Origin of the sequence: Paraburkholderia sp. BR13444 (assembly GCF_040948755.1) — a bacterium.
Lineage (GTDB): Bacteria > Pseudomonadota > Gammaproteobacteria > Burkholderiales > Burkholderiaceae > Paraburkholderia > Paraburkholderia youngii.
Genome location: NZ_JBFPKM010000050.1, coordinates 1 through 801, shown reverse-complemented (window position 1 = coordinate 801; position 801 = coordinate 1). Strand labels below are relative to the sequence as shown.

The window sequence follows — 801 nt, the reverse complement described above, 5'->3', positions numbered from 1 at the left end:
GCGCTGACGGGCTCCGCCGACGCACAGCTCGCCGCGATCGCCGCGAAGTCGGCCAAGGAAACGCAGTACCACGTGCATCACGCGGGCGAGTGGCTGATCCGCTTCGGCGACGGCACCGACGAATCGCACCGTCGCGCGCAGGCCGCGCTCGACTACCTGATGCCGTACACGTACGAGTTCTTCAGCGCGGACGCGGTGGAAGACGCGATCGCCGCGGCGGGCGTCGGCCCGCGCACCTCGACGCTGGAAGCCGCATGGCTCGACGACGTGCGCGCCACGCTCGACGCGGCCACGCTGACGCTGCCCGCGGCGCTGCGGCACGTGAGCACCGGCAAGCACGGCGAGCATTCGGAGCACATGGGCTTCGTGCTCGCGGAAATGCAGAGCCTCGCGCGCCAGCATCCGGGCGCGAGCTGGTGAGCCCGCGATGACGACCTCGACTGCCATGCCTGTAACCGATCCCGCCCTCACCCGCGCCTGGAGCGTGCTCGAAGCGGTACCCGACCCGGAGATCCCGGTGGTCTCGATCCGCGAGCTCGGCATCCTGCGCGAGGTGCGCCGCGCCGCGGACGGCGCGCTCGAAGTCGTGATCACGCCGACCTACTCGGGCTGCCCGGCGATGTCGCAGATTGCCGAAGACATCGGCCGTGCACTCGAGGCCGCGCAGCTCACGCCCTACCGCGTCGCCACCGTGCTCGCGCCGGCCTGGACCACCGACTGGATCACCGCCGAGGCGCGCGAAAAACTGCGCGTCTACGGCATCGCGCCGCCCACGGGCAACTGCGGTTCAGCCGCGACCTC

General features: G+C 71.4%; 2 protein-coding genes. Both read left to right on the top strand.

What is annotated here, in order from left to right; translation table 11 throughout:
* Positions 1 to 420 (top strand): 1,2-phenylacetyl-CoA epoxidase subunit PaaC (gene paaC / locus AB3X95_RS38930; RefSeq protein ID WP_368624005.1); only part of this gene is annotated, 420 nt, incomplete at its 5' end.
* Positions 421 to 427: 7 nt separating this feature from the next.
* Positions 428 to 801: 1,2-phenylacetyl-CoA epoxidase subunit PaaD (gene paaD, locus AB3X95_RS38925; RefSeq protein WP_368624004.1), on the top strand; the 374-nt coding region annotated here is incomplete at its 3' end.